General features: G+C 64.4%; 19 protein-coding genes. 11 read left to right on the forward strand and 8 right to left on the reverse strand.

Annotated features, from left to right (window positions below; genetic code table 11):
* The 3 genes from BB934_RS16715 to BB934_RS16725 are packed head-to-tail and all read left to right on the forward strand — an operon-like array spanning position 1 to position 4,314.
* Positions 1-1,134, forward strand: coding sequence for an ABC transporter ATP-binding protein (locus BB934_RS16715; protein WP_099510652.1), 1,134 nt, complete (start codon positions 1-3; stop codon positions 1,132-1,134).
* Positions 1,135-1,152: 18 nt separating this feature from the next.
* On the forward strand, positions 1,153-2,823 hold the full coding sequence (locus BB934_RS16720; RefSeq protein ID WP_099510653.1) for a GMC family oxidoreductase: 1,671 nt from the start codon (positions 1,153-1,155) through the stop codon (positions 2,821-2,823).
* Between the two features lie 6 nt (positions 2,824-2,829).
* Complete coding sequence (locus tag BB934_RS16725; protein WP_099510654.1) at positions 2,830-4,314, forward strand: mannitol dehydrogenase family protein; 1,485 nt, start codon at positions 2,830-2,832, stop codon at positions 4,312-4,314.
* A gap of 345 nt (positions 4,315-4,659) precedes the next feature.
* Here BB934_RS16725 and BB934_RS16730 read toward each other — a convergent pair whose 3' ends face one another.
* The 4 genes from BB934_RS16730 to BB934_RS16745 all read right to left on the reverse strand — a co-directional run bounded on the left by BB934_RS16730 (position 4,660) and on the right by BB934_RS16745 (position 9,086).
* Positions 4,660-5,697 (reverse strand): NAD(P)-dependent alcohol dehydrogenase, encoded by a 1,038-nt coding sequence (locus BB934_RS16730; RefSeq protein ID WP_099510655.1) that lies wholly within the window; start codon positions 5,695-5,697, stop codon positions 4,660-4,662.
* A 132-nt stretch (positions 5,698-5,829) separates the two neighbouring features.
* On the reverse strand, positions 5,830-6,591 hold the full coding sequence (locus BB934_RS16735) for an SDR family NAD(P)-dependent oxidoreductase (RefSeq protein ID WP_099510656.1): 762 nt from the start codon (positions 6,589-6,591) through the stop codon (positions 5,830-5,832).
* 31 nt (positions 6,592-6,622) lie between these two features.
* The gene (locus BB934_RS16740) at positions 6,623-8,263 is read right to left on the reverse strand and encodes an acyl-CoA synthetase (protein WP_099510657.1); all 1,641 of its coding nucleotides are present in this window, start codon (positions 8,261-8,263) and stop codon (positions 6,623-6,625) included.
* Between the two features lie 25 nt (positions 8,264-8,288).
* On the reverse strand, positions 8,289-9,086 hold the full coding sequence (locus BB934_RS16745; RefSeq protein ID WP_099510658.1) for an IclR family transcriptional regulator: 798 nt from the start codon (positions 9,084-9,086) through the stop codon (positions 8,289-8,291).
* A 370-nt stretch (positions 9,087-9,456) separates the two neighbouring features.
* Here BB934_RS16745 and BB934_RS16750 point away from each other — a divergent pair, with 370 nt between their 5' ends.
* From BB934_RS16750 to BB934_RS16765, 4 genes are read left to right on the forward strand one after another with little or no spacing between them, the layout of a single operon-like run.
* Complete coding sequence (locus BB934_RS16750; protein ID WP_099510659.1) at positions 9,457-11,325, forward strand: TRAP transporter large permease; 1,869 nt, start codon at positions 9,457-9,459, stop codon at positions 11,323-11,325.
* A 55-nt stretch (positions 11,326-11,380) separates the two neighbouring features.
* Positions 11,381-12,391, forward strand: a complete 1,011-nt coding sequence (locus tag BB934_RS16755) for a TRAP transporter substrate-binding protein (RefSeq protein ID WP_099510660.1) — start codon at positions 11,381-11,383, stop codon at positions 12,389-12,391.
* A gap of 56 nt (positions 12,392-12,447) precedes the next feature.
* Positions 12,448-13,251, forward strand: a complete 804-nt coding sequence (locus BB934_RS16760) for an SDR family NAD(P)-dependent oxidoreductase (protein ID WP_099510661.1) — start codon at positions 12,448-12,450, stop codon at positions 13,249-13,251.
* A gap of 15 nt (positions 13,252-13,266) precedes the next feature.
* Positions 13,267-14,121: a PCC domain-containing protein gene (locus tag BB934_RS16765; RefSeq protein WP_099510662.1), complete on the forward strand. Its 855-nt coding sequence runs from the start codon at positions 13,267-13,269 to the stop codon at positions 14,119-14,121.
* 83 nt (positions 14,122-14,204) lie between these two features.
* Here the strand turns inward: BB934_RS16765 and rocF are convergent, their stop codons facing one another.
* From rocF to BB934_RS16785, 4 genes are all read right to left on the reverse strand, one after another.
* A complete protein-coding gene (gene rocF / locus BB934_RS16770) occupies positions 14,205-15,155 on the reverse strand; it encodes an arginase (RefSeq protein ID WP_099510663.1) in 951 nt (316 codons plus the stop codon).
* Positions 15,156-15,300: 145 nt separating this feature from the next.
* Positions 15,301-15,744 (reverse strand): hypothetical protein, encoded by a 444-nt coding sequence (locus BB934_RS16775; protein ID WP_099510664.1) that lies wholly within the window; start codon positions 15,742-15,744, stop codon positions 15,301-15,303.
* A 75-nt stretch (positions 15,745-15,819) separates the two neighbouring features.
* A complete protein-coding gene (locus tag BB934_RS16780; RefSeq protein ID WP_099510665.1) occupies positions 15,820-16,455 on the reverse strand; it encodes a L,D-transpeptidase in 636 nt (211 codons plus the stop codon).
* A 269-nt stretch (positions 16,456-16,724) separates the two neighbouring features.
* A complete protein-coding gene (locus tag BB934_RS16785) occupies positions 16,725-17,201 on the reverse strand; it encodes a MarR family winged helix-turn-helix transcriptional regulator (RefSeq protein WP_335645572.1) in 477 nt (158 codons plus the stop codon).
* 17 nt (positions 17,202-17,218) lie between these two features.
* On the opposite strand from BB934_RS16785, the gene hmgA reads away from it, so the two are divergent.
* The 4 genes from hmgA to BB934_RS16805 all read left to right on the forward strand — a co-directional run bounded on the left by hmgA (position 17,219) and on the right by BB934_RS16805 (position 21,287).
* Positions 17,219-18,577 (forward strand): homogentisate 1,2-dioxygenase, encoded by a 1,359-nt coding sequence (gene hmgA / locus BB934_RS16790; protein WP_099510666.1) that lies wholly within the window; start codon positions 17,219-17,221, stop codon positions 18,575-18,577.
* 8 nt (positions 18,578-18,585) lie between these two features.
* On the forward strand, positions 18,586-19,893 hold the full coding sequence (gene fahA, locus BB934_RS16795; protein ID WP_099510667.1) for a fumarylacetoacetase: 1,308 nt from the start codon (positions 18,586-18,588) through the stop codon (positions 19,891-19,893).
* An 86-nt stretch (positions 19,894-19,979) separates the two neighbouring features.
* Positions 19,980-20,315 carry an oxidoreductase gene (locus BB934_RS16800; RefSeq protein WP_237049992.1) on the forward strand — a complete coding sequence of 112 codons (336 nt, stop codon included), beginning with the start codon at positions 19,980-19,982 and terminating at the stop codon, positions 20,313-20,315.
* Between the two features lie 15 nt (positions 20,316-20,330).
* Positions 20,331-21,287, forward strand: a complete 957-nt coding sequence (locus BB934_RS16805; protein ID WP_099510668.1) for an MBL fold metallo-hydrolase — start codon at positions 20,331-20,333, stop codon at positions 21,285-21,287.
* The last annotated feature ends 191 nt before the right edge of the window (positions 21,288-21,478 follow it).

The following is a 21,478-nucleotide window of genomic DNA, read 5'->3' on the forward strand; positions in this document are numbered from 1 at the left end:
ATGGCAACGGTAACCCTCAAGGGAATCCAGAAGGATTACGGCGCCGTCCAGGTGATCAAAGGCGTCGATCTGTCCATCGACGACCGTGAGTTCTGTGTGTTCGTCGGACCGTCCGGATGCGGCAAGTCCACGCTCCTGCGAATGATCGCCGGCCTCGAGGAGATCAGCGCGGGCGATCTCATGATCGACGGGCAGCGGGTGAACGACGTTCCGCCCTCCGAGCGCGGGCTGGCGATGGTGTTCCAATCCTACGCCCTTTATCCGCACATGTCGGTTGCGGACAACATGGGCTTCTCGCTCCGTCTCGCTGGCGCCTCGAAGGAAGAGCGCCGCGCCAAGGTCGCCGAGGCCGCGCGCATCCTGCATCTCGATGCATTCCTCGACCGCAAGCCCAAGGAACTCTCCGGCGGTCAGAGGCAGCGCGTGGCGATCGGGCGGGCGATCGTGCGCAAGCCCAAGGTCTTCCTCTTCGACGAGCCGCTCTCGAACCTCGATGCCGCGTTGCGCGTGCAGATGCGCATCGAATTGGCCCGGCTGCATGACGAACTGGCGGCAACGATGATCTACGTGACCCACGATCAGGTCGAGGCCATGACCATGGCCGACAAGATCGTGGTGCTGCAGGGGGGAATCATCGAGCAGGCCGGCACGCCGCTCGAATTGTATCATCATCCACGCAACCTGTTCGTGGCGGGATTCATCGGCAGCCCCAAGATGAACTTTCTGCCGGCCAAGGTGACGGGAATCGACGAGGCGGGCACCACCGTTCAACTGGCCAGCGGGGCTACGCTGGTCGTCCCCGTTCGCGCCGGCCACCAGAAGGTCGGCGAGTCGGTCACGCTGGGCGTTCGGCCGGAGCATATGCGGCTGGGGGCGGAGGGCGAAGTCACCGGCGAGGTCAAGGTTGTGGAAAGGCTCGGTGGCGAGACGTTCCTCTATACGCAGCTTGAGGATGGGGAGATGGTGATCGTCCAGACAGACGGCGAGATTCCGACCGGCGTGCACGAGCGCGTCGCCATCAAGCTCGATCCCTCGACCTGCCATCTGTTCGACGCCGAGGGACTGTCGGTCGAGCGCCTTCAGCGCCATCCTCTGGCGAACCTGCGCCGGCTGCCGACGCGCAAGGCGAGCTGAGCGCCCCGGAGGCTGGCCATGGCCTCGCAGCGTTTCGACTACATCATCGTCGGCGGCGGAAGCGCCGGCTGCGTCGTTGCCAGCCGCCTCGTCGCCGAGCATGACGCAAGGGTTCTGTTGATCGAGGCGGGACCGCGCAAAGTCAGCCGCATCCTGGCGATGCCTGCGGGCTACATGAAGTTTCTCGCCCGCGACACCTACCTGACGATGCACAAGGTGGTGCCGCAGCCGCAGCTCGAGGGGCGCTCGCCCATCGTGCCGCAGGCCAAGGTGCTGGGCGGCGGCAGCGCCGTGAACGCCATGGTCTATATTCGCGGGCACGCGGAGGATTACGATTCCTGGGACGAGGCGCTGGGTGGTGCCGGCTGGAGCTACGAGGGCCTCCTGCCGCATTTCATCCGGCAGGAGGGAAACGATCATCTCGGCAAGCCTTATCATGGCGTGCGCGGCCCTTTGAAGGTTTCGCATCTCGGGCAACACTCCGCGATGAGCCGCGCCTTCGTGCAGGCGCTGCAGGAGAAGGGCGTTCCCTACAACGCTGATTTCAACGGCGCCCGCCAGGCCGGCGTCGGCTTCATGCAGCACACGATCGATTGGGAGGCGCGCCGCCGCTGCAGCACCGTCGACGCCTTCCTTCGCCCCGTCCTGTCCAACCTGAAGCTGACCATCGTCGCCGACACCGTGGCGACACGCATCCGCATCGAGAACGGGCGGGCGACGGGCGTGGAGGTGAAAGGTCCGTCCGGCGCGGAAACCTTTCACGCCGATTCCGAGGTGATCGTCGCGGCTGGCACCTACATGACGCCGAAGCTCATGATGCTCTCGGGCATCGGCCCCGCCGGCGTGCTCTCGCAGCATGGCATCGCCGTCCAGGCCGATCTGCCTGGCGTGGGGCAAAACCTGCAGGATCATCACGAGGTCCCGATCGTCGCGAGCACGACAGGGGCTTTCGGCTATTTCGGTCAGGATCGCGGCTTCGCCATGGTGGGCCACGGCCTCCAATACATGCTGTTCAAGTCGGGCGCCGTCACCACGACCGGCGTAGAGGCCTGCGCCTTCATCGATCCCGATGGAAACGCACGGCCGACGCTGCAGCTCTATTGCGTGCCGACGGTCTATCTCGACCGCGATGTCTCAGGCGTCGAGCCGACCCATGGCGTGACGCTGAATCCCTGCCTCCTGCGGCCGAAGGCGCGAGGCTCAGTGCGCCTTGCATCGGCCGATCCGCTCGCAGCGCCCCAGGTCGATCCGCAATTCTTCGGCGACCCGGAGGATCTGCGCCTGACCGTCGCGGGTCTGCGCTATGCCCGGGAGGTTCTGGCGACGAGCCCGGTGCGGGGCATGGTCGACAGGGAGATCTTCCCGGGACCGGATGTCATGTCGGACGAGGCACTCGCGGCGCATTGCCGACGCACCGTCAAGACGAACTATCATCCCGTCGGCACCTGCAGGATGGGCCGCGAGACCGATCGCGACGCCGTCGTCACGCCGGACCTCAAGGTGCGCGGCATCGAGGGCTTAAGGATCGTCGACGCCTCCATCATGCCGACGATCACCAGCGGCAACACCAATGCGCCCGTGCTTGCCATCGCCGACAAAGCCGTCGATATCTTGATGGGCCGCGCCGACAGGAAGGATGCAGGCCAGCCTGTTTCTCGCGCACGCACTTCCCATGCCAATCAGGTTTAAGGTGTCATGAGCCAGCCTCTCAATCTTTCAGCCCTTACCGCCCTTCCGTCCACGATCGCACGGCCGAACTACGCCCGCGATGCCCTGCGCGCCGGCATCCTGCATATCGGCGTCGGCAATTTTCACCGCGCCCATCAGGCGGTCTATCTCGACGACCTGTTCAACCGGGGCAGGCATCTCGACTGGGCGCTGCTCGGGGCGGGCGTGCGCGCGGGCGATCAGGCCATGCGCAGCGCTCTTGAGCCGCAGGACTGGCTCACCACCGTGGTGGAGCTGGAGCCCGGTGCGAATTCCGCCCGGGTGACGGGCGCCATGACCGGCTTCGTCCCGGTCGGCGAGGATGCCGCCCCCATTGTCGATGCGCTCGACGATGCAGCGCTGCGCATCGTGTCGCTGACCGTGACCGAGGGCGGCTACTGCATCGATCCCGCGACCGGATCCTTCAATCCCGAGCATCCGGACATCCGCCACGATGCCGCCCATCCCGACAGGCCGAAGGGCGTGTTCGGCGCGCTAGTCGCGGCCCTGAAGCGCCGCCGCGACCGGGGTGCTGCGCCCTTCACCGTGATGTCGTGCGACAACATCCCCCATAACGGGCGCGTGGCGATGGATGCGGTGGCGGGGCTCGCCGAGCTCACCGATCCGGCGCTCGCCGCCTTCATTCGCGAGAAGGTGGCGTTCCCGAACAGCATGGTCGACCGCATCACGCCGGCGACCACGGACCGCGAGCGCAGCATGCTCGAGGAACGCTTCGGGATCCGCGACAACTGGCCGGTCTTCTGCGAGCCGTTCCGGCAATGGGTGCTCGAAGACAACTTCCCCACCGGGCGCCCGGCGCTGGAGGATGTGGGCGTCACCTTCACATCGGAGGTCGCAGCCTTCGAATTGATGAAGCTGCGCATTCTCAACGGCGGCCATGCGGCGATCGCCTATCCCGCCGCGCTGATGGGCATCCACTTCGTGCACGATGCCATGGCCGATCCGCTGGTGCGGGGCTTCCTCGACAAGCTGGAGGCGGAGGAGATCATCCCGCATGTGCCGCCGGTGCCGGGCGTCGACCTTAAGGCGTATTACGGCACCATCGCGCAGCGCTTCGCCAATCCGGATGTGGGCGACACCATTCCGCGCCTTGCGCAGGACGGCTCCAACCGGCAGCCGAAATTCATCCTGCCCTCGACCCGCGACCGGCTGAAGGCCGGCGGCGACGTGACGGGGCTGGCGCTCGAATCCGCTTTGTGGTGCCGCTATTGCGCCGGCACCACCGATACGGGCGACGTGGTGCGGCTCGACGATCCGAATGCGGCCCGGCTCGTGCCCCTGGCGCTGGCGGCGAAGGACGATCCGGCCAAGTTCCTGGGCCTGCGCGACATCTTCGGCGATGTCGCCGATGCGCGGCCGTTCCGCGCGCATTTCGAGGTCGCCCTGAACAGCCTGTGGCGGCATGGCACGCGGGCAACGCTGCAGCGCTATCTGAACGGCGAGCGTTTGTGACCGCGCTCAGAAATCTGGCTCATAAAAGGAAGAGCAGCGCCTATAGGCTCTCCTCCCCCTTGTGGCGAGGAGTTGGAGATGTGAGCGCACGCTTGTCCTGCTAACCGAGAGGTTGCCGCAGCTTCACCTCTCCCCGGTGGGGAGAGGTCGAGCGCAGCGAGGGTGAGGGGGCACAGGTTCATCCGGATAAGGTGTAACCCCTCTCTCGCGCGTCCGGCGCGACCTCTCCCTCAAGGAGAGGTGGGCCAGTGCCGTGTTTTCACAGGTTATCGCTCACACCCCAACCCTCAATTCCTCCCCATAACGGGAAAGGAAACAGCCGTCACAGCTTTATGGGCCATCCGCTCAGGCGGGCATGTCTATCTGCACCTTGACCGAGCTCGGCGGCATCGCCTTGGCGAAGTCGAAAGCCGCAATGCTGTCCTCGAAGGCGAAGCGGTCCGTGATCAGCGGCTTCACGTCGATCTTGCCCGAGGCGATCATCGCGACGGCGCGCGGATAGACATGAGCATAGCGGAAGACGTTTTCGACTCTGACCTCCTTCACCTGCGCCTTGCTCACGTCATAGGCGAAGGGCTCGAGGGGAATACCGACCAGGGCGACCTTTCCACCGGGGCAGACGAGATCGAACATCTCGGCCATGGCAGGCCCATAGCCTGAGCATTCGAACAGCACGTCGGCGCCCCATCCGTCGGTTTCGCGCCCGACGACTTCCTGAAGGTTCTGGCTCCTGACATTGACGGGAAGGACGGCACCGAGCTTGCTCGCAAGCTCCAGCTTCGGCTCATGGACGTCGCTGACGATGACCCGTGCGCATCCGGCGGCGAGGGCCGCCAAAATCGTCACCATCCCGATCGGCCCGGCGCCGATGACCACCGCGATATCGCCGGGCTGCACCTGGACCTTGGTGGCCGCATGCACACCGACCGCCAGGGGCTCCACCATCGCGCCCTCGGCATAGCTCACGTGATCGGGCAGCTTGAAGGTGAAGTCGGCCGGATGGACGACGCTCGGCCGCAGCACGCCATGCACGGGCGGCGTCGCCCAGAAGCGAACGGCCGGATCGAGATTGTATTTCCCGAGCCGCGTTGCCCGGCTCGCCGGATCGGGAATGCCGGGCTCCATGCAAACCCTGTCGCCGGGCTTCAGCGCGGTCACATCCGAGCCGACCTCGACGATCTCGCCTGCCGCCTCGTGGCCGAGGATCATCGGCTCCCGGACCACGAACGGGCCGATGGCACCGTGGGTGTAGTAGTGCACGTCGCTGCCGCAGACGCCGATCGTGCGAAGGGCAACGCGAACATCCCTGGGCCCGAGCTCGTCCTCGACGGGAAAGTCCCTCAAGGCGAGCTCGTCTTTGCGCTCCAGCACCAGCGCCTTCATGGCTCGATCTCCTCACGCTTCGCTCGGTGGGTGGGATGCCACCGCAGGATCATCGGCCCTGTTGAATATTGCCTCCCGGCGGCGACAATCCAGAAGCCGCAGGGAAATTCCGCCCGTCGGCAGTGACGGCGTCTATCGGCCCATGAGGCCAGCAGCCGTGAAGCCGCCATCCACGCACATGGTCTGCCCGGTCACGAAGCCGGCCTTCGCGTGATCGAGCAGAAAGACCGCCATGCTGGCGATCTCCGACGGCTTGCCGTAGCGCTTTTGGGGAACCCGGGAGAGCCACTCGGCCCGGATCTCGTCGGTGTGCACTTCCTTGACGAGCGGGGTCTCGATCGGCCCCGGCGCAACCGCGTTGACCCGGATCCCCGACTCCGCAAGCTCCACGGCCATCACCTGGGTCATCATGATGACGGCGCCCTTCGATGCGCCGTAGGCGACGCGGCCCACATTGCCGCGAATGCCGGAGACCGATGCGATGTTGACGATGGACCCGCGTCCGCGCTCGCGCATGCGCTTGGCGATCTCGCGGGAGACCACGAAGCTGCCGACGACATTGACGTCGAGAATGCGGCGAAAATCATTGGCACCGGTGTCGAGGCAGAACTGGTCACGCGCGATGCCGGCGGAGTTGACGAGGCCGGTGATCGGGCCGAACTCGGCCTCGCAGCGCTCGACCGCCTGCACGACGGCCGCCTCGTCCGCGATGTCGAGCTGCACGAAGCGGACGAGCTCGCCCGAGGCTTTGAGCGCTTCCCGGCATTGGGCGAGGCTTCGCTCGTCACGGTCGACGACCATGGCGCGCCAGCCATTTTCAAGCACGGCCTCGACGATGGCGAGGCCGATGCCCGAGGCTCCGCCGGTGACGAATACGGTTTCCTGCGTCGACATGGCGTTTCTCCGCTGTCGGGAAGGCATAAAGCTATTGGGCGGACGGCTCGACGGGCCGTTCGAGAGGGAGGCATCCTTTCGCCTCAAGCTCCTCCCGGATCGTCTTCTTGGTGATCTTTCCATAGGCCGATTTCGGCAGGGCATCCCAGAAGAAGACCCTCTTCGGCAGCTTGTAGCGGGCGATCCTGCTCTCGAGCCAGGCGAGGAGTTCGCGCTCGTCGAGCGCCGCCTCAGGTCGCAGCGCGCAGACTGCAACCCCGACTTCGCCCCAGGTCCGGTCGGGCACGCCCAGCACTGCCACCTCGGCGATGGCGGGATGGGTGAGGATCTTCTCCTCGATCTCGCGCGGATAGATGTTCGAGCCGCCCGAGATGTACATGTCGGAGGCGCGTCCGGTGATGTAGAGGAAGCCTTGCGCGTCCACGTGGCCGAGATCGCCGGTTCGGAACCAGCCGTCGCGAAACGCCTTCCGGTTGGCTTCGGGGTTGTCGTAGTAGCCGGCAAAGACGGCGGGGCCGCAGACGCAGATCTCGCCCGTCGCACCGGGCGCCACCTCGCGCCCCTGATCGTCCTGAATCGAAACCTGCATGCCCGTCCGCTCGTAGCCGCAGGTTCCGACCTTCACGTGTGGTCCATCCTCGGGCTCATGGAGCGCCGGCGGCAGCACGGTGATGTTGCCCGTCACCTCGCCGAGGCCGAAATACTGCACCAGCACCTTTCCGAGCGTCTTGAGCGCGTGTTTCTGATCCTCCCGGTACATGGGAGCGCCGGCATAGATGACATAGCGTAGGGAGGAATGGTCGTGCGCGTCGACGGAGGGGTGCTCGGTCAGCAGCTTGACGATCGTCGGCACCGTGAACAGGTTCGTCACGCGCCAGCGCTCCACCAATGTCCAGGCCTCGTCGATATCGAAGCGGTCGCTCGACAAAAGGATCGTCTTCACGGCGCGCGCCACCTGCACGAGCTGATGGACCCCCGCCCCATGCGAGAGCGGGGCGACCACCAGCGAGGCATCCGCATGGGTCGTGCCGGGCATCAGGTCGCAGAGATGGTTCGTGATCACGAAGTCCATCTGGCCATGGGTGAGCACGGCGGCCTTCGGGCGCCCGGTCGTGCCGGAGGTGAAGAAGAACCAGCACGGATCGTCGTGCTCCACGCCCGCCACGGTAACGGGCTGGGACATGTGGTCCTCCACAAGCGCGTCGTAGTCTTCGCCGAAACTCGAGCGCCCGATGGAGATCACGAAGCGGATCGCCGGTGCTGCCTGCCGCACGGTCGCGGCGTGCTCGGGAAAGTCGCTGTGGCAGATCATGCCGGACGCGCCGCTCGCCTGCGCCAGATAGGCGACCTCGTCCGGCGTCTGGCGGAAGTTCGTCGGCACCCAGACGGCGCCGAGCCGGAAGCAGGCGAACATCGATTCGAACATCTGGTTGCAGTTCTTGGACTGCACCAGCACGCGGTCTCCCTTTCGGATCCCCTTTGCGGCAAGCGCTGCCGCCATCGCATCGACGCGCCGGTCGAGATCCGACCATGTCCAGTTGCGATCGCCCCAGACGAAGCCGATCTCGTCCGCATGCCGGCGCGCCGCCTGCCGTAGGAAATGCGACAGGTTCATCACCCGGTTCGATTCGCGCCTGATGCTGCCGGGAGGAGGGGAGGAGCTGTCGGTCATGTGCTTCGTTCCAGGATCGCGATTGTTAGAGGAACATCGTGCGGAGCTTGCCTTCGATGCGCTCCACTTCGACCTTCATGTGCCGAGCGAGTTCGGGCTGCCGCTCGGCGTTCATGCGAATATCGATCGCCGCGATGCTGAGCGCACCCGCCACCCGGCCGTCAGGAAACATGACCGCGGTGCCGAGCCCCCAGGAGCCGGCGACGATGCGACCGGGATTGAGGGCGTAGCCGCGCTCGCGCGTCTTCGCCACATCCTCCCGGATCTGCGCCTCGGGGTAAAAGGCATATTGCGTCTCCAGAGCCTTCCGGTTCGCCGCAAGCACGCGCTCCACCTCGTCATCGCTGAGGGCGGACAGCATGGCGAGGGAACCGGCTCCGATCCCGAGCGGATGCTGGTTGCCGGCCTGCAGCGCGTGGGTGCGAACGGGATAGGTGCCCTCCTCGCGATGAAGGCAGATGGCGTAGTTGCCACGCTTCACGGATACGAAGCTCGTATCCATGGTGACCTCGGACAGGTTGCGCAGGCTTTCGAGCGAGAGTTCGAGCAGGCCGTGGCGCCGCGAGGCGAGCGTGCCGAGAACATAGGCCTCTTCGCCCAGGTAATAACGCCGCGTGCGCGCCTCCTGCTCGACGAGTCCCGCGCGCATCAGGGCGAGCAGCAGCCGCCGCGCCGTCGGCTTGTTGAGGCCGCTGTCCTCGACGATGTCGCTCAGCTTGGCGCCGCCCTCTGCCTCGCGCCCGACCAGCGCCAGCAGGCGCAGGGCGCGGTCGACGCTTTGGGATCCTGACAGATCGCCGGTCGCTAGGGGAGCATCATCCATCGTGCTGGTCCGTCGATGATCCATAATGTGGACCTAAAAATTCCACGCTCGAACTTCAGTCGCAGGCTAAATTGCTTCGACTCATGTTGCAATGGCTTGCAAGAAGTGTATCTTTTCGCCAGCCGTTAGGAAATAAAGATCCATACAATGGACCTATCCAATCGCATTCATTGCGATTGCCGCGAAAACGGGAAGGACGCACAATGAAGGCCGAGGGAACCCGAATGAGCCCTCTCAATCACGGCAGCGGAGGCATCCGTTCGCTTGCCCAGTCGGAGTGCGAGGTACCGCGCGGGATTCGCAACCGGTCGTCCCTGAGCCATGCGCGGCCCTGGAACGCGGCAGCGTGAATTGAGATAGGGAGAGCAACATGGCTGCCGTCAGCGACACGATCGCCCCACTGCCGGATGCCGAAGAGGCGGTGACTCATCGCGTCGGTTCCCTGCTGGTCCGGCCGCTCGAGGTGGTGTCGGCGCTGCTTCTCTGCGTCATCATCGTCCTGCTTCTGGTCGGCGTCGCTTCGCGCTATGTCTTCTCCTATCCGGTCGTCTGGATCGACGAGGCCGCCTCGATCTCATTCCTCTGGCTCGCCATGCTCGGCGCCGCCATCGCCATCGATCGGAACGAGCATCTCAAGCTGACACTGTTTCTCGGGATGTTCCCCCGGAGAACCCAGGGCTTCATCCAGACCCTCGGCCTTGTCCTGACCGCGACGTTCCTGCTCGTCATGCTGCAGCCGGCCGTCGAATATGTGGAAGAGGAATGGTACGTCACCTCCGCCGCCCTCAACATCCCCAACAGCTTCCGTGTCGCTGCCATCGCGTTCGGCATCTTCGCCATGCTGAGCTTCATCGTGGCGCAGGCGGTGAAGACATCGACCCTGCGCGACCTCGTCTTGTCCGTCGTGCTCGTCGCCGCCCTTGCCGGAGCGTTCTGGCTTCTGTCGCCCGCGCTGCTGCGGCTCGGCAACATCAACATTCTCATCTTCCTCGTCGGTGTCGTGGCGCTATGCCTCGTCATGGGCGTCCCGATCGCCTTCTGCTTCGGCATCGGCACGCTCGCCTTCCTCGCCTTCAGCACCCGCGTTCCGATCTTCGTGATGATCGGCCGCATGGATGAGGGCATGTCGAGCATCATTCTTCTGTCGGTTCCGATCTTCGTCTTTCTCGGCTGCATCCTCGATGCGACCGGCATGGGCAAGGCCATCGTCGACTTCCTCGCCTCGCTCCTCGGCCACGTGCGCGCCGGCATGTCCTACGTGCTGCTCGGCTCGCTCTTCCTGGTCTCGGGCATTTCCGGCTCCAAGGTGTCGGACATGGCGACCGTCGCCCCGGCCCTGTTTCCGGAGATGAAGCGGCGCGGGCACCAGCCGCGCGAGATGATCGCGCTGCTCGCGACCGGTGCGGCGATGGCCGATACGGTTCCGCCGAGCATCGTCCTGATCGTGCTCGGCTCCGTCGCCGGCGTCTCCATCGCCGGCCTGTTCACGAGCGGCTTCGTGGTCGCCATGGTGCTGCTCGCGGTTCTGGCCGTCCTGGCGCGGATCAAGGCCGCCGGCGAGCATCTCGGCAACGTGCGCCGCGCCCCGCTCAAGGTCATCGGGCAGACGATGCTGATCGCAGCGCCCGCTTTGGTGCTGCCCTTCATCATCCGCAGCGCGGTCGGCGGCGGCGTCGCGACCGCGACGGAGGTGTCGACCATCGCGGTTCTTTACGCGCTCATCATCGGCATCTTCCTGTATGGCGGCATCGGGCCGCGCAAGTTCTATCAGATGCTCGTCGAAACGGCGGCGCTCTCCGGCGCGATCCTGCTGATCCTCGGCACGGCGCTTGCCATGGCCTGGGCGCTGACCCAGACCGGCTTCGCGCAGCAGCTCGCAACCTTCATGGCGAGCCTGCCCGGCGGCTGGATCATCTTCATGGCAGTGACCATCGTGGTCTTCCTGCTTCTCGGCTGCGTGCTCGAGGGCCTGCCGGCCATCGTGCTGATGGCGCCGCTGATGTTTCCCATCGCGAAGAATCTCGGCATCAACGATATCCATTATTCCATGGTCGTCGTGACGGCGATGAACATCGGCCTGATGACGCCGCCCATCGGCATCGGATTCTATATCGCCTGCAAGATCGGCAACGTCTCGCCGGACGAAGCCATGGGGGCCATCTGGCCCTACATCCTGGCACTGCTCGTCGGCCTCGTGCTGATCGCCGCGATCCCGGGAATCTCCACTGCCGTCCTGTGACACCGGAGCCCACCTTCAAAACCGTCCACCAAAACAGCCACAAGGGAGAGAAGACATGACGATCTCACGCCGCACCCTGCTGCAGGGCACTGCCTCTGTCGCGATGGTCAGCACGTTCGGAGCCCGCGCCCAATCGGCCGAGTTCACCTACAAATACGCCAACAACCTTCCGGTCACGCATCCGATGAACCTGCGTGCGAAAGAGGCGGCTGACAAGATCAAGCAGGAGACGAACGGACGGGTCGAGATCCAGATCTTTCCCAACAACCAGCTCGGCTCCGACACCGACATGTTGAGCCAGGTCAGGTCCGGCGGGGTGGAGTTCTTCACGCTCTCGCCTCTGATCCTCTCCACCCTCGTGCCGAACGCATCGATCAGCGGCATCGGCTTCGCCTTCCCGAACTACGACACGGTCTGGAAGGCGATGGACGGCGAGCTCGGCGCCTATGTGCGCGGTCAGATCACCAAAGCCAACCTCGTCGTGATGGACAAGATCTGGGACAACGGCTTCCGCCAGATCACCAGCTCCAACAAGCCGATCCAAACGCCCGACGATCTGAAAGGCTTCAAGATCCGCGTGCCGGTGAGCCCACTCTGGACCTCGATGTTCAGCGCCTTCGGCTCGGCGCCGGCCAGCATCAACTTCGCCGAGGTCTATACCGCGCTGCAGACCAAGGTGGTCGACGGCCAGGAGAATCCGCTGGCGATCGTCTCCACCGCGAAGCTGTTCGAAGTGCAGAAATTCGTCTCCATGACCAACCACATGTGGGACGGCTTCTGGTTCCTGGCCAACCGCCGCGCCTGGGAGCGCCTGCCGGAGGATCTGCGCGCCGTCGTGGCGAAGCACCTCAATGCCTCGGCCGTCGAGGAGCGCGCCGATGTGGCGAAGCTCAATGCGACCGTCAAAGGCGAGCTCACCACCAAGGGCATGCAGTTCAACGACCCGGATCCGGCTCTCTTCCGCGAGACGCTGCGCAAGGCCGGCTTCTATGCCGAGTGGAAGAAGAAGTACGGCGACGAAGCCTGGGCGATCCTCGAGAAGTCCGTGGGCAGCAGCCTGAGCTGATCGGCTTCCCATCAATCGCCAGAAACACGCGCCGGATTGCGGCGCTGGAGACAGTCATGGTCGACCGTCTGAAGGGAAGAACGGCCATCGTGTTCGGAGCCGGTTCCTCAGGACCCGGTTGGGGTAACGGCAAGGCGGCGGCGGTGGCCTATGCGCGCGAGGGCGCGCGGGTAGTCTGCGTCGATCTCGTGCGCGAAACGGCGGAGGAAACCGCCGCCATCATCGCGAACGAAAGTGGACAGGCGATCGCGGTCGCGGCGGACGTCACCGATAATGCCTCCGTCGAAGCGGCGGTCGCGCAGGCAATCGCGCATTTCGGCAGCATCGATATTTTGCACAACAATGTGGGCGTGACCCATATGGGCGGCCCGGTCGAGCTGACCGATGAGCAGTTCGAGGCCGCAGTGAAGCTCAATCTCGGTCCCGTCTACCGCACGGCGAAGGCCGTCATTCCGCACATGCTGCGGCAGGGCGGGGGCGCCATCGTCAATATCTCGTCGCTGGCCGCGATCCGTTGGACCGGCTATCCCTATTTCGCCTATTACGCCACCAAGGCGGCCGTGAACCAGGCCACGGTGGCGCTCGCCATGCAATATGCCCGCCAAGGCATAAGGGCGAATTGCATCATGCCCGGCCTCATCGACACGCCGCTGATCTACCGCCAGATCTCCGGGCAATATGCGTCGGTGGAGGAGATGGTGGCGGCCCGCAACGCGGCGGTGCCGGTCGGGCGCATGGGAACGGCCTGGGATGTCGCCAATGCCGCGGTGTTCCTCGCATCCGACGAGGCGCAGTTCATCACCGGAATCTGCCTCCCCGTGGACGGCGGACAGAGCTGCGCGGTCTCCGAGTTCCGCTAACGGATCGAGCGCTTCATGAGACGCATTCAACATCCAGGCCCGCCTGCACCGGAGCGCGTCGCTGCGGTCGCAGGCTCCGGCGTTCCACTGCGCTTCGTGCTGCAGCCCGGCCGCATGGTGGACGAGGCAGTTGCCGAGGGCATGAGGGCTGCAGGCTGCATCGGCGGCTTCGTGACGTTCCGGGGTGGCCGATGCGAGCCTTTTCGCTATGTGATGCCGGCGGCGTCCGCCGATCCGCGCTACGCCGCCTGGTATAGCGAGACCTATGAGCCGGCAGGGCCCGTCGACGTGACGCGCGCCTGCGCCATCGTCGGCATTCGCGAGGGAAAGACCTTTCTGCATTGTCACGGCCTCTGGCATACGGCCGACGGACTAAGGGCGGGACATATGCTCGCTCCTTTGACGATTGTGGCCGAACCGATCGAGGTCACAGGCATCGGCTTCACCGATGCCACCTTCGAGGCGATGCCGGATGCAGAGACGAATTTTACCCTCTTCGAGCCGGTTCCGACCGCTCGGGATGGCCATGGAACCGCGGGGCCTCGGATGCTGCTCGCCAAGGTGCGTCCCAACGAGGATATCGATCTTGCCATCGAGGAGATCTGCCGGAGGCAGGGCTTGGCTGCGGCCAATGTCTACGGCATCGGAAGCCTGAACGGCGTGCGCTTTGCCGATGGCAGCAAGGTTGACTCGTATGCGACCGAGGTCCTGATCCAAAGCGGCCGCGTGTCGAACATCGACGGCCGGCCGCACTCCAAGCTCGTCATCGATGTCGTCGACATGGACGGCGGCATCCATTCCGGCGAACTGCTGCGCGGCGACAATCCCGTCTGCGTCACGTTCGAGCTCGTGATCGAGGCGGCCGCCTAGCGCATCGTGCGGACCCAGTGGGCCGCGTCAGCGACCCGAAGGGCCACGTCAGTGAAAACTGGATCCGGTTTTCTGCTCTGACGTCAGCCCATCTTCGGCGTATGGCTGAAGCTCTGGGTCGGGCGGTCGAGAACGCGTCGCCCCATGAGGCTGGCGACGAGGTCGACCATGAGCAGCGCCGTGCGGCCGCGCTCATCGAGAAACGGATTGAGCTCGACCAGATCGAGGCTTGTCACGAGGCCGCTGTCGTGGAGGATTTCCATGATGAGATGCGCCTCCCGGAACGTCGCGCCGCCGGGAACGGTGGTGCCGACGCCCGGCGCGATGGCGGGATCGAGAAAATCGACGTCGAAGCTGACATGCAGGATGCCGTCCGCGTCCGCGACCCGCTTCAGGAATGCGTTGAGAAGCGACACGACCCCGTTCTCGTCGATGGCTCTCATGTCGTGGATCGTCACGCCTGCGTTCTTCAGCGCGGCGCGCTCCGCAGGATCGACGCTGCGGATGCCCATCATGCACACGTTCTGCGGCTTGAGCGCCGCGGCAAGCGCCGGAAAATAGCCCTCGAAGCCATCGAGGCCCGTGGCATAGGCCATGGGCACCCCGTGCAGGTTGCCGCTCGTCGTCGTCGCGAGGGTGTGGAAGTCCGGATGCGAATCGAGCCACAGAACGAACAGCTCGCGATTGTCCTCCGCGGCGCGGCGGGCAAGGCCGGTCATCGAGCCGGCCGAAAGGCTGTGATCGCCTCCGATGAAGATCGGGATGCCGTCACCGCTGGCGTCATAGGCTGCCTCCGCGATGGCTTCGGTCCAGGCGACCGTCTCCGGCAGAGCCCTGACGGCGGCGTTGGGGTGCCGAAGATCCTTGCGCGGCTTGGGGACGATGTTGCCCCGATCCTCCACTTCATAGCCGAGGCTGCGCAGCTCGGTCAGCAGACCGGCGGTGCGAAAGGCGCTCGGACCCATATCGCAGCCGAGCCGGCCTGCGCCCTCCTGAACCGGGGCGCCCAGGACAATACAGGGCTTCGATGTCATTCTACCCTCCCTCCGAAGCCGTCCGCCGAAGCGGAGTCGCGGCATATGAAGCAAGGTCGTGTAGCAGAAAGATCGGCCGATGCTCCAGCCCCGGCAGAGTTCGAGTCTGCGTCAGGCATCGATGGAACGTACGGCGCCTGCCATTCTATGACTTTGCGGGGCGATCCATATTGCGGGGCTGGATTCTTACCCGACCGTGTCCGAGAGCATCCTTTGGACCTGAGGAGGCCGGCTGCATGAGCGTTTCCTCCTCTTCCGCCGCTTCGCTGTCGAGCCATCCCTCCGAGCGCCAGGATTCCCGCTGCTCGTCCAGGTCGAGCACGCCTTCCTGGTCCAGGATGGCGACGGCCTTGCCGACATCGGCATCGCCGCACCGCACGATGACGACCGATCCTCCGCGGATGACGCCTTCCGCGTAAGCATAGGCATCGGTTCGCGACACGCCGAGATCCTCCAGAAGGGGAGGGAGATTGTGCGGTGTCGACCAGATGTCGATCTCGTCCTTCGGGATACCCGCCTGTTCCAGATGCTTCGCTGCAGAGGCCGCATGCTGGTCAGTGTGGAAAAGAGACGTGACTGTCTTGGTCATCGGGATCTCCTGCAAGGACGCGCGATATCGAATTCGCCTGCGAAGAGCTGGGCCGGTTCCTGCGCCGCCAATCTATCACGGTGCGCCTGTGGCGGCCATCGGCGCCTGCGTCTGTGGTGGCGACGAAGGTTTTTCGGACAGGCTTGGATTCTCACTCGCTCTGACTCTCGGTCCCGAGCCGCCGGCCATGATCCCCGTCGTCAGCGGATCGAAGCTGGTCAGGCGGCTGTAGCGTTTCGGCGCTCCGGATTCGCCCCCGAGCGCTATTCCGATGGGGTCGGTGCCGGTGATGTCGATCCTCGTGTTCTCCAGCCCTTCCGCGAGAACGAGCCTGAAGAGCAGTTCGGCATTTCTCGGTGCAAGGCGGACGCAGCCATGGGAGGCCGGCTGGCCTAACCGGCCAATGATGTTGCTCCCATGGATGGCATGCCCGGCATCGGTGAAAAAGATCGAATGCGGCATCGGCGCATTGTCCCATTCGCGGGAATAATGCTGCCTTGCCAGCCGCGAGGGCATGAAGGCACCGGTCGGCGTGGCATAGTCTTCCAGGCCCGTCGAGACCGGCCACGAATATCGCTCGATGCCGTCGACCGTCACGGTCATGCGCTGGATATTCTTGTCGACCGTGATCCGCACCTCCGCTGCTGTGGCAGCGGACAGAGTCGCAAGGAAAGCGATGACAGCAACCACAGACGAGCTTGCCCTGCACATCGGCCGATCTCCGCCCCGCACATGATGAGAAGATGACGGCTGATTAAGGCTAAGGTTCCATATGCCTCGCTGACTATGATTGTTCGCACCTCTTCATCCGGGCTGAACGGCGCGGAGGAATCCAAGTTCAACGGATCTTGGCCCAGGCTGACGACCTTTGGCTGTCGCACATCAAATGGCACCTGGCATCGTCTGTCAGGAACGAAGTATCATTGATGTGCCATCGGCAGGGTCGGTGGTATCTGTGCGTCGATCAGGCCTGGAAATGCCTATCGAACCTCGAAGATTGTCTCGAGGCGGCTGAGGGCCGATAGGAGATGGGCGGCGTCCGGCCCGAGTCGGTCGAGGATCTGCTTCTCGAAGGCTAGGGCCTTGGGCACGATGTCGTTGTAGACCTTGCGGCCTTGCGTAGTCAGGGACAGAATCTCCTCGCGCCGGTCCTCCTCGCTCTCGCGGCGGGTCAGCCAGCGCCGCTCCTCCAATGCTCTCACGGCCCGGCTGACCTTGGTTTTGTGCATGGAGGAGTGCCGTCCGATCTCCTTAGCGCTGATCTTCTCGGATTGGCCAAGCGTCGCCAGAACGCGCCATTCCGGGATGGTGAGGTCGTGATGCGGACCGTAGACGGAGCGGAAATCCTGGGAGACCGCAGCCGCGATCCTGTTCAGGCGGTAGGGCAGGAAGGCTTCGAGCGCGAGATCGGCCATGATGTTGTTGGTTACAAAATCGACAGTTACATTCGTGACCAATTATGGAGGTCATGCCCATGAATGTCCAGAATCCATCCCTGACGACCCAGGCCGTTGATCGGGCCGAGAGCGCCATCAAGCCGGGCTATATGTCGGGCTTCGGCAACGGCTTCGAGACCGAGGCGCTCCCCGGCGCGCTTCCCATCGGCCGCAACTCGCCCCAGCAATGCGCCTACGGTCTTTACGCCGAGCAGCTTTCCGGCTCGCCGTTCACCGCGCCGCGCACCACCAACGAGCGCTCCTGGCTCTACCGCATCCGCCCGACTGTGACCCATTGGGGCCAGTTCCAGAAGGCCGATATCGGCCTCTGGCGCACAGCGCCTGCCGTCGAAGTCGAAGTGCCGCTTGCTCCCATGCGCTGGGACCCGATTCCGCTGCCGGAGACGCCGGTCTCGTTTCTGGAAGGCATCCACACCATCACCACGGCGGGCGATGCCGGATCGCAGGCCGGCATGGGCTCGCATGTCTATCTCGTGACCCGTTCGATGGCGGACGAGTACTTCTACAATGCCGACGGCGAACTGCTTTTCGTGCCGCAGCAGGGGGCCTTACGTTTGTGGACCGAGTTCGGCATCATCGACATCGAGCCGGGCGAGATTGCCGTCATTCCCCGCGGGGTGAAGATCCGTGTCGAGCTCAAGGATGGGCCGGCGCGCGGCTATCTCTGCGAGAATTACGGCGGTGCCTTCACCTTGCCGGAGCGCGGACCGATCGGGGCCAACTGCCTCGCCAATCCGCGTGATTTCCATACGCCGGTGGCCGCCTACGAAGACCGGGACGCACCCTCGAAGATGTACGTGAAGTGGGGCGGCACGCTCTGGGTGGCAGAGATGGACCATTCGCCGCTCGATGTCGTCGCCTGGCACGGCAATTACGCACCCTACAAGTACGACCTGCGGCGTTACTCCCCGGTGGGGCCGATCCTGTACGATCATGCGGACCCATCGATCTTTACCGTGCTGACCTCGCCGTCCGAGACGCCCGGAACCGCCAATATCGACTTCGTGATCTTCCCTGACCGCTGGCTGGTAGCCGAGAATACCTTCCGCCCGCCCTGGTACCACATGAACGTGATGAGCGAGTTCATGGGGCTGATCTACGGCGTCTACGACGCCAAGACAGGCGGAGGCTTCGTGCCAGGTGGAATGTCGCTGCACAACACCATGCTGCCGCATGGGCCGGATGTGGACGCCTTCGAGAAAGCCAGCAACGTGGAGCTGAAGCCGCACCGGCTGGAGGGCACGCTCGCCTTCATGTTCGAGACGCGCTTCCCACAGAAGGTAACGGCCTTCGCCGCGCAGACGAACGCCCTGCAAAAGGACTACGCTTCCTACGGACACAAGCTCAAAAAGCACTTCAATCCGAATAAGAGATAAGTGCGACGATGGCTCAAATCGATCAAACCCATGATCCGAAGCTCGAAAGCTGGGTGCAGTCGGCCAATGGTCATCAGGACTTTCCCATCCAGAACCTGCCGCTCGGGGTCTTCAGCCCCCGTGCCGGCGGGAAGCGGGGCGGCGTGGCCATCGGCGATCAGGTTCTGGACCTAGGAGCTGCTCTCGCTGCGGGCCTCTTTGCGGGCGAGGCGGCGAGGCCTGCCGAGGCTGCTTCCGGTTCGGCGCTCAATGCCTTTCTGGCACTCGGTGCCGGACCGCGGCGGGCTCTGCGGCTGAGGCTGTCCGAATTGCTGGCAAAGGGTAGTCCCGATCGGGACAAGGTGGAGACGTGCCCGCATGCTGCGGAAGCCTGCACGCTGCACCTGCCAGCACATATCGGCGACTACACCGATTTCTATGTCGGCATTCATCATGCCACCAATGTCGGCAAGCAGTTCCGTCCCGATAATCCGCTGCTGTCGAACTACAAGCACGTTCCTATCGGCTATCATGGCCGCGCTTCGTCAATCAATGTCACCGGGACGCCGGTGCGGCGTCCGAAGGGCCAGACGAAACCGCCAGATGCCGAAAGCCCGGGCTTCGGTCCGAGCCGTCGGCTCGACTATGAGCTGGAGCTCGGCGTCTGGTTCGGGTCCGGCAACGCTCAGGGGGAGCCGATCAGCATCGGTGAGGCAGCAGATCATGTTGGCGGCTTCTGCCTCCTCGACGACTGGTCTGCACGCGACATCCAGGCCTGGGAGTATCAGCCGCTCGGACCGTTCCTCTCCAAGAACTTTGCGAGCACGATTTCCGCGTGGATCGTCACGCCGGAGGCGCTTGCGCCGTTCCGCATCCCCCAGCCGCAGCGCCCCGAGAGCGATCCTGCGCCGCTGCCCTACCTGACCGATGCAGGCGATCAGAGCGAAGGCGCTCTCGATCTCGAGCTGGAGGTTCTGCTTCTCACCCCCGCCATGAAGGCGAAGCGGATGGCTCCGCATCGGCTCGCTCTGTCCCATGCCCGGCACATGTACTGGACCGTGGCCCAGATGATCGCGCATCGTACCAGCAACGGCTGCAATCTTCAGCCCGGCGATCTCCTGGGCACAGGAACGATCTCCGGCCCCGATCAGGAGAGCTGCGGCAGCATCTTGGAGATGACTTTGGGTGGAAAGGACCCGGTCGTGCTTGCCTCCGGTGAGGAGCGGCGCTTTCTGGAGGATGGTGACGAGATCATCCTGAAGGCTCGCGGCACCCGCCAGGGCTATGCTTCTATCGGCTTCGGCGAATGCCGGGCGCCGATCCTGCCAGCGGCATAAGGCACAAGCATGAAGCTTTATACCTATTGGGGTCCACATACGTGATCAACTGCTTGTCGAGAGGATTGTCCGACGAGACGCGCAGCATGAACGTTCCTTGCGGGCTTGGCTTCCAGGTTCCCTTCTCGGAACGCATCCGCCGCGAGGCGGACGTCATGACCCAATCTGTCGGCGCCATCCTCGACGGCCATCAGGCGGAAGCCATCCTGCAGGAAGGCAGAGCGGATCTGGTCGCCGTCGGGCGGCAGGCTCTCTACGATCCCTATTGGGCGCACCATGCGGCCCATAGCCTAGGCTACGATCTTCGCTTCGGAGACTGGCCGATTCAGCATGGGCCGTGGCTCGCCAAGCGGGCACCGCTCATGGAACAACTCCAATTCACGGACAACAATGTCCGGAGCTTGACCGGCTCCGGGCGCTAGACGGGAGAACAGACAATGACCGCCAAATCGTTTGCCTCGACGGGCGACATGTCGGACAAGAAGGTGTCGTTCACGGAGATCGGACCGGATCTGTATGCCTATACGGCGGAGGGCGATCCCAATTCCGGCATCGTCGTCGGCGATGACGGCTGCATGGTCATCGATGCCCAGGCGACCCCCGCCATGGCCGAAGACGTGATCGCCCGCGTGCGCACCATCACTGACAAGCCGATCAAGTATGTCGTCCTCTCTCACTACCACGCCGTGCGCGTGCTCGGCGCCTCGGCCTACAACGCACAGGGCATCATCGCTTCCAACGCCACCTACGACCTCATCGTCGAACGCGGCGAGCAGGACAAGGCGTCCGAGATCGGCCGTTTCCCGCGCCTGTTCCGCGGCGAGAGCAGCATCCCGGAAGGATTGACCTGGCCGACGCTCACCTTCGAGAGCGGCATGTCGGTGTTTCTCGGAAAGCGCGAGGTCAAGCTGTTCCATCTCGGCGCCGGCCACACGGCAGGCGACATCGTCGCCTGGGTGCCCGATGCGGAGGTGATGTTCAGCGGCGATCTCGTGGAATACCACTCCGCCTGCTATTGCGGTGACGCTCACTTACGCGAATGGCCGCAGACGCTCGATGCGATCATGGACTTCCAGCCCAAGGCGATTGCGCCGGGCCGCGGCGATGCCCTGCAGGGCGAGCGCCAGGTCCGCGAAGCCGTCGCCATGACCCGCGACTTCGTGACGAGCCTCTACGGCGCGGCGGAACTTTCGGTGGCGAAGGGGCGGTCGTTGAAGGAGACATTTGCGGCGACTCGTGAGGTGATGGATCCGAAGTTCGGCTCATTCGCCATCTACGAGCATTGCCTGCCCTTCAATGTCTCGCGCGCCTTTGACGAGGCCTCCGGCATCGACCATCCCGTGATCTGGACTGCCGAGCGGGATCGCGACATGTGGGTTGCACTCCAGAACTGAGACGGAACTTTCAAGAGAATCCTGCGCGAGCGGTGGGTCGATATCGAGACCGTCATTCGCGCAGAAACAAATCGCTCGACCGTCCGGTCCGGATGACGAAGGCCCCGCGCGCAGGTTCCATCGATGTCTCTTGCCGGAACGAGCGACCTTCAGGTAAACAACTGGAAAGCGGTCGCAGCCGGCGCTCTCTG

The sequence above is a fragment of the Microvirga ossetica genome (genome assembly GCF_002741015.1).
GTDB lineage: Bacteria > Pseudomonadota > Alphaproteobacteria > Rhizobiales > Beijerinckiaceae > Microvirga > Microvirga ossetica.